This is a genomic window from Corynebacterium tuberculostearicum, assembly GCF_022347235.1.
GTDB classification, from domain to species: Bacteria; Actinomycetota; Actinomycetes; order Mycobacteriales; family Mycobacteriaceae; genus Corynebacterium; species Corynebacterium tuberculostearicum_F.
This window is the reverse complement of the sequence record NZ_JAKRDX010000036.1, coordinates 1-6,525: the sequence shown is the minus strand read 5'-3', so window position 1 is coordinate 6,525 and position 6,525 is coordinate 1. Positions and strand designations below refer to the sequence as shown.

Sequence of the window (6,525 nt, the reverse complement as noted above, 5' to 3'; positions counted from 1 at the left end):
CCCGTCGCCCGCCCCTGCCCCTCGCGCGCAACGCCCGCCGCGGAAGCAGCAGCGGCCGGAGTCCGTGACGTACATGCTGTGGCTGTGGCTGGGCGCGCTATGCGGCGAGGCCGTGCACCAGGTGCTCAACGTGGTGCTCACGCTGCTCAACCACGACGTACTCATGTCGCAGGCCAAGGAGATGGCCAAATCCGCACCGGCCGGCGTGGATGAAGCCCAGCTTTCCGACGCCTTCCTCCGCACCGCCGCCTACGGCTCCGTTGCTCTTTCGGCGGCCATTTCGCTTGCGATTATCGTGCTGCTGGCCTTCCTGTTGCGGTCCCTTGCAAACCGCAGCAAGCGGGCCGGCACCTCGCGCCGCGTGTGGTTCGCTTTTTCGATCTACTTCGGATTCCGCATCCTGCTGACCTTCATGGTCACTCCGGCCGGCGCGGACGTGCCCGATTGGCTCTTTGCCGCCGACGGCATGGTGCAGATCCTTGTCGGCGTCGCGGCGGTGCTCGGCCTGATTTTCTCCGTGCGGGCCGAGACCTTGGACTACACCGGCGAACTCGAGCAGATGCGCGAGCTGGAAAAGGAACTCGAGCAAGCGCAGCGCGAGAAGAAGCGCGCCGAGGAAGAGCGCACGCGCTCCAAGGGCGACCAGCGCGGCAAACGCGACGTCGGCAAGCGCGAACGCCCCGACCGCACCAACCGCGCAGACCGCACTGACCGGGAGGATAAGCGATGAATAATACCGAGCGGCCCGGGCCCCGCGACTATAACCGCGCGGCCCGAAACACCTCCGCCAAGGAGAGCCTCGACGCGTGGCCGCGGCCGCTGCGCTGGGCCTATTGGGTGCTCGTCGTCAGTGCCGTGATCATGCTGGTCAGCGGCATGGTGGGCATCTTCGGCTCGGGCGGGCCTCAGGTGGAGCCGCAGAATGCGCAGGTCGCGGAGTACCTCCACTCCAATCGCCTGTTTGTCGCGGTGACCAACTCCGTCGGCGCCATCCTGCTTGCGCTCTTCGCAGCGCAGCTGGCCGGCGGGTCCAAGTGGGCGCGCCGCATCATCACCGCGGTCATCGCGTTCGCGCTGTTTACCAATATCGCCGCCCTCGCGCTCGGCATCGGCGGGCTCGGGTTGCTGATTATCCCCATCACCCTGATCGTCGCCCTCGCGCTGCTTTTCCAACCGCAGTCCAACCGCTTCATCAAGGACCGCAGCTTGCGTGGCTAATTAGCCCCCACTCCAACTTTTGATTCATAATTGGGGCATGTCTCGACTCAATCGTGCCCCGCTTATCGACGCCGCCCTCGGCCGCACCCCCTCCCGCCCTCCAGTCTGGTTCATGCGCCAGGCCGGCCGCTCGTTGCCGGAGTACCGCGCCGCCCGCGAGGGGATTAGCATGCTTGATTCTTGCTTCATGCCGGAACTGCTGGCAGAAATAACCCTGCAGCCGGTGCGCCGCCACGACGTCGATGCCGCCATTTTGTTCTCCGATATCGTCGTCCCGCTCAAAGCCGCGGGCGTCAAGGTCGATATTGTGCCGGGCCGTGGGCCGGTGATGGAGCAGGCGGTGCGGAGTAGGGAGGACGTCGGCAAGCTGCCGCTGCTAGAAGCCGACGTCCCCGAGGTCACCGAGGGCATCGCCCGCATCCTGGCCGAGCTCACCGAAACCCAAGCACTCATCGGCTTCGTTGGCGCGCCGTTCACGCTGGCCAGCTACCTCATTGAGGGCGGGCCATCCAAGAACCACGAGCGCACTAAGGCCCTCATGCACGCAGATCCGGAGACCTGGCACATGCTCATGCGCCGCCTGGTGCCGACCATCACCCGCTTCCTGCAGGTGCAGGTCGACGCCGGCATTGACGCCATGCAGCTTTTCGATTCCTGGGCCGGCTACCTCAACGAGCGCGACTACCGCGAATTCGTGCTGCCGTACTCCCGGGAAATCCTGGCCAGCGTGAAAATCCCGCGCATCCACTTCGGCGTCGGCACCGGCGAGCTCTTGCCGGCCATGTCGGAGGCGGGGTCGGAAGTTATGGGCGTCGATTATCGCGTGCCCATGGACGCCGCGGCCGAGCGCGTAAGCGCCCGCGTGTTGCAGGGCAACCTCGACCCGGCCATGCTTTTCGCCGGCGACGACGCCGTGCGCCAGGCCGTGCGCACCATCCGCGGCGAGGTCGATCGGGCCCGCGAGCGCGGCGATATCGACGGCCATATCTGGAACCTCGGCCACGGGGTCTTGCCAACTACCGACGCGGAGGCCATCACCCGCGCCGTATCCATCATCCACGAGGAGGGCTAAATGCGTATTGCGATTATTGGTGCCGGCCTGGCGGGCTTGACGGCCGCTTACGAGCTGCGCGACCACGACGTTGAGGTTTTCGAGGCCGCCGGCCGTATCGGAGGCAAGCTGTACTCCGTGCCGTTTAATGACGGCCCCACCGACATGGGCGCCGAGGCCTTCCTGGCCCGCCGCCACGATGCCGTCGAATTTATCGAATCCCTCGGCTTGGGCGACAGCCTGGTTGAGCCCTCCGGCCTGCACTCGCTGGTGTACTCCGGCGAGCTTAAGCCGCTGCCGCGCGGCGGGATGATGGGCATTCCTTCGCACTCGGAGCCGGTCGCACACCTGGTTTCGGCCGAGACCGCCCGTCGCATCGACAACGAGGAGCCCTTCGAGTGGACGGCCGGCAGCGACGTCTCCGTCGGCCGCCTGGTGCGCCAGCAGTTTGGCGACGACCTCGTCGACCACGTTATCTCCGCCCTCCTCGGCGGCGTGTACTCCTGCTCGGCCGATGACCTGGGTGTGCGCGCGACCATCCCGGCGCTGGCCGAGACGCTCGACGCACTCTCCGAGCGCGGCCCGGTCACCCTCTCGGCCGCGGTCCGCTCGCTGGAAGAAGCCCGCGCGGCCAAGCCGAGCAGCGGCGGACCCGTCTTCCAGACCTTCCGCGGCGGCTACGCAGAACTCTACGAGGCGCTGGCCGATAAATCCCGCGCCAAGATCTACCTCGATACCTTCATCTCCGGCATCACTCGCGAGGGCGAGAAATTCCGCCTGGCCGGCACACCCGGCGACACCGCCGCCTTCGACCGCGTGCTGGTGGCCACCCCGGCCCCGACTGCAGCGCGCCTGTTGCCCAAGGTGTCCCCGGGGGCGGCGGAGCGGCTGAAGAGCGTGAAGCTGGCGGCGTCGGCAGTCGTGGGCCTGAAGTTCGAGTCTGACACGGACCCGGCCGGCAACGCGTTGCCGCAGAATTCCGGCATCCTCGTGGCCACCGACCAAGACGACGTGCACGCCAAGGCCTTCACGCTGTCCTCGCGCAAGTGGCCGCACCTGGCCGAGCGCGGTGGTGCCTTGGTGCGCGCCTCCTTCGGCCGCTTTGGCGACGACGCCATCGTCCGCGCCGAGGAGGACGACCTCGTCGACTACGCCCTCGATGACCTTCAGCGCCTCACCGGCTTCGACGGCCGCGCCGCGGGCGTTGCCGAGATTTTCACCCAGCGCTGGTTCGGCGGCCTGCCGCGCTTTGATGCCGGCCACCTGGAAACCGTGGCCGGTGCGCGCGGTGCCCTCGCGGCGACGCCGGGCATCGATGCCACCGGCGCTTGGGCCGGCGGGGTTGGCGTACCCAATGTCATCGCGGACGCCCGCGCTGCCGCGGCTCGCATCGCTCGCTAGCTGCGGGCATGCCAATGCGGCAGCAGGGCATCCTGCTGCCTGGCGGTTTAGGGGCTAGTGGGCCGGTGGCGGTGATGTCGCGGTGTCAGCCCAGGGCGGCCGCCACACCACGCGGCCTCGGCGCCGAACGAGGCGCCCGCGCACCGGTGGGGCATTAGGGTCATCGTCGTTGACGCCGTTGTGGTACGGACAACAGGTCGCCAGGTTTGCCATATTGGTATCGCCGCCGTGCCGCCACGCCTGCAAGTGGTGCACCTGGCATTTATCCGCCGGATAGTTGCATTCCGCCCACGGGCATACCGGATTTTCCGCGGCGGCCATGAGCCGCTGCTTCTCGTTGGCCATGCGCTCCGTGCGGTAGAGGTTGACCGCGCCCTCGAAGGGGTGAACGAGGGTGATAAGCCCGCGGTCTGCCAGCGTGCGCGAGACGAGTTCCGCGCCAGTGAGGCGGGCACCGTTGGTGAGCTGGATGGTGATTTCCTCGCCGTCGCCATCGATGATGCGGTCGAGCTCGTCAAGCGTAATGATCGCGTTGGTCGTAATGGTCGGGCGGGCAGCCGGGGAGGCGCCGGAAGGAGAGAAGAGATCCGCAACGGAATCAAGGGGAGCATCCTCATCCAGGCTGGATTCCAAATCCGCGATGAGCGAAGAGGGCCCGGTAATCGCGAGGGTCCACGGCGCGTCCTTGCGGCGGCGGATGCGCACGCCGGGGCGCGGCGGGGTCGGGGGATTGAGCTCGCGCAGCTTTTTGCGCGCCAGCTTTTCCATCTCATCGGTATCGGCGGCGGTGCGGCACAGCTCCACGCGCAGGCGCCAGGCGTCGCGCTTGGTCTTGGCGCGGGATGCGTAGCGCTCGATAACCTCCAGCGTGGGCAGTGGGTGGGCGCGGTCGCGGGCGGCGGTAACCGCCTGGCGCTGCAGGCGGGCAAAGGAGGTGGGGGCAAAGAGGGCGTCGGCAAGCGTGAGCAAGGTGTGGGCCGTCTTATTGGGCGCACCGGCAGCGCGCAGCTGGTCTTCAGACATGCCAGCGCACCCGGCAACGATGTCGATGCCGGGCGCCAGGGCCGCGAGATAGGTCTGAAGAGCTGTCATGCCCCGCAGCCTAAGCCACGGCGCGCAACCTGTGCGAGGGCGAGCGCGCGAACCTGTGGATAACTAGGGCCCAAAGGGCGAATTTCGGCCCGCACGCCCGGCGGGCCTGTGGATAACTAGCCCTTATTGCGGAAAACGAAGATAGAGGAGAAGTCCTGATCACCGTGGCCCATGGCCTGCATTTCCTCGAAGCGGCCGATGGCGGCGGTCAGGGCGGGCAGCGGCTTGGTGGAGGTCATCTCCATGAGCTTGGCGTCCTTGGCTAGGGCGTCGACGGTGAAATCGCCCGGGTCGGTATTGCGCTCGCCGGTGATAAACGGCGCCTTCATATTGGCGATAAAGGACAGGCCGGTGATATCGAGCATCTGCAGCACTACCTCGGAGTCCAGGCCTTCGGACTCGCCGAGTTGCAGGGCTTCGAGCAGTCCCTCGGCGGTGACGGCGAGCGCGAGGTTGGCCAGCAGCTTTCCGATGGCCGCCGTGGCCGCCGCCTCCACTCCGATGAGCTTGTCTTCGCCCGCCCAGGACTCGGCGAGGGACATGGCTTGCTCGCGGCGGGCGTCGTCAGGCGTGCCTACATAGACGCCGAGCTTGCCCTCGCGGGCCGGGCCGAGCGTGCCGACGACCGGGGCGTGGACGTAGGTGTCCACGGCGGCGGCGAACTCGCGGGCATCGTTGGGCGAGACGGTGGTGGTATCGATCCACGTCACGCCGGCGGGGATGAGCTGCGGCTCGACGACGACCTCGCGGACATCGTCAGGCCCGAAGAGCGAGGTGATGATGACCTCGGCGTTCACTACGGCCTCGGTGGGCGAGGCGGCAAGCTCGGCGCCTTCCTCCACCAGCGGCTGGGCGCGCTCGGCGGTGCGGTTCCAGACGGTCAATTCGATGCCGTCTTGCTCATTGAGCAGGCGGCGGGCTAGTTCGGTTCCCATGCGGCCAGTTCCAAGAAATGCAATCCTCATGGTTTCCCAGTGTGCCATCATTGGGTGCAGGTTCGCCGCGTCTTGCGCGAGCCCCGGACGAGGGAGCCGTACCCGGCAACGCGACAAGACGGCCAGGAAGCAGTTATGGCGTGGTTCATCTTGATTTTCTCCGGCGCATTCGAGGCCGTGTGGGCGGCGGCGTTGGATAAGTCCGCAGGTTTTACGCGTTTGTGGCCCTCGCTTATTTTCCTCGTGGCCTGCGCGATTTCCATGGGCGGGCTGGCGTGGGCGATGCGCAGCATCCCGGTAGGCACGGCCTATGCGGTGTGGGCGGGCGTTGGCGCATCGGTGGCGGTTATTTATTCCTTCGCGGCCGGACACGAGGCCGCCACGGTGTGGAAGGTGTTTTTCCTCGCCATGATCATCGGCGGCATCGTGGGGCTGAAAGCGGTGAGCTAGAGGCCCGGAATCCGCGGCGCAGGCGGCAGCGGCGGCGCAGGTGGCGGTGCGGGCGCAGGCATAGCGGGCACTGCCGGCATATCAGGCACCGCGTCCTCGATGCGCCCGCGGACTTCGTGCGGCGGAATATTGAGGTTCGGCAGGCCGCTTTTGTCCCGCGCAGGTGGGCGTGGGGCCGGCGCCGCTGGTTGCGGGCGGGGTGCCGGTGCGGGCGCTGGCGCGGGCCGCTGCTGGGGCGCGGGAGCCGGGGCAGGACGCGAACCAGGCGCAGACTCAGGCGCCGGCGCCGCGGGCGATGGGGAAGGCCGCTCGGTCGGCGGCGAGGGAACCGGGGCGTCCTCCCGAGGCAGGTCGCGCGGGGCGAGCGGCCTTCCCCAT

The 6,525-nt window shown here is 67.7% G+C and carries 7 protein-coding genes and 1 riboswitch; of the genes, 5 read left to right on the top strand and 2 right to left on the bottom strand.

Annotated elements, in window-relative coordinates:
* From MHK09_RS11485 to MHK09_RS11470, 4 genes are all read left to right on the top strand, one after another.
* A partial coding sequence (locus tag MHK09_RS11485) for an EMC3/TMCO1 family protein (protein WP_250413606.1) occupies positions 1-730 on the top strand: 730 nt, incomplete at its 5' end.
* Complete coding sequence (locus MHK09_RS11480) at positions 727-1,218, top strand: tellurium resistance protein TerC (protein ID WP_250413605.1); 492 nt, start codon at positions 727-729, stop codon at positions 1,216-1,218. The genes MHK09_RS11485 and MHK09_RS11480, both read left to right, overlap by 4 nt.
* Before the next feature lie 37 nt (positions 1,219-1,255).
* The gene (hemE, locus tag MHK09_RS11475; protein ID WP_250413604.1) at positions 1,256-2,290 is read left to right on the top strand and encodes a uroporphyrinogen decarboxylase; all 1,035 of its coding nucleotides are present in this window, start codon (positions 1,256-1,258) and stop codon (positions 2,288-2,290) included.
* Positions 2,291-3,670: a protoporphyrinogen oxidase gene (locus MHK09_RS11470; protein WP_250413603.1), complete on the top strand. Its 1,380-nt coding sequence runs from the start codon at positions 2,291-2,293 to the stop codon at positions 3,668-3,670.
* A 54-nt stretch (positions 3,671-3,724) separates the two neighbouring features.
* Here MHK09_RS11470 and MHK09_RS11465 read toward each other — a convergent pair whose 3' ends face one another.
* Positions 3,725-4,762, bottom strand: coding sequence for an HNH endonuclease signature motif containing protein (locus MHK09_RS11465; protein WP_250413602.1), 1,038 nt, complete (start codon positions 4,760-4,762; stop codon positions 3,725-3,727).
* A 116-nt stretch (positions 4,763-4,878) separates the two neighbouring features.
* Positions 4,879-5,727 (bottom strand): NAD(P)-dependent oxidoreductase, encoded by an 849-nt coding sequence (locus MHK09_RS11460; RefSeq protein WP_250413601.1) that lies wholly within the window; start codon positions 5,725-5,727, stop codon positions 4,879-4,881.
* 31 nt (positions 5,728-5,758) lie between these two features.
* Positions 5,759-5,824, top strand: a riboswitch (guanidine-III (ykkC-III) riboswitch).
* 8 nt (positions 5,825-5,832) lie between these two features.
* Here MHK09_RS11460 and MHK09_RS11455 point away from each other — a divergent pair.
* Positions 5,833-6,147: a DMT family transporter gene (locus MHK09_RS11455; protein ID WP_250413600.1), complete on the top strand. Its 315-nt coding sequence runs from the start codon at positions 5,833-5,835 to the stop codon at positions 6,145-6,147.
* Positions 6,148-6,525 lie beyond the last annotated feature (378 nt).

Excerpts from the sequence above, each read along its gene's own strand:
- MHK09_RS11480 (WP_250413605.1), top strand. The coding sequence starts at position 727 with ATGAATAATACCGAGCGGCCCGGGCCCCGCGACTATAACCGCGCGGCC.
- hemE (WP_250413604.1), top strand. The coding sequence starts at position 1,256 with ATGTCTCGACTCAATCGTGCCCCGCTTATCGACGCCGCCCTCGGCCGC.
- MHK09_RS11470 (WP_250413603.1), top strand. The coding sequence starts at position 2,291 with ATGCGTATTGCGATTATTGGTGCCGGCCTGGCGGGCTTGACGGCCGCT.
- MHK09_RS11465 (WP_250413602.1), bottom strand. The coding sequence starts at position 4,762 with ATGACAGCTCTTCAGACCTATCTCGCGGCCCTGGCGCCCGGCATCGAC.
- MHK09_RS11460 (WP_250413601.1), bottom strand. The coding sequence starts at position 5,727 with ATGAGGATTGCATTTCTTGGAACTGGCCGCATGGGAACCGAACTAGCC.
- MHK09_RS11455 (WP_250413600.1), top strand. The coding sequence starts at position 5,833 with ATGGCGTGGTTCATCTTGATTTTCTCCGGCGCATTCGAGGCCGTGTGG.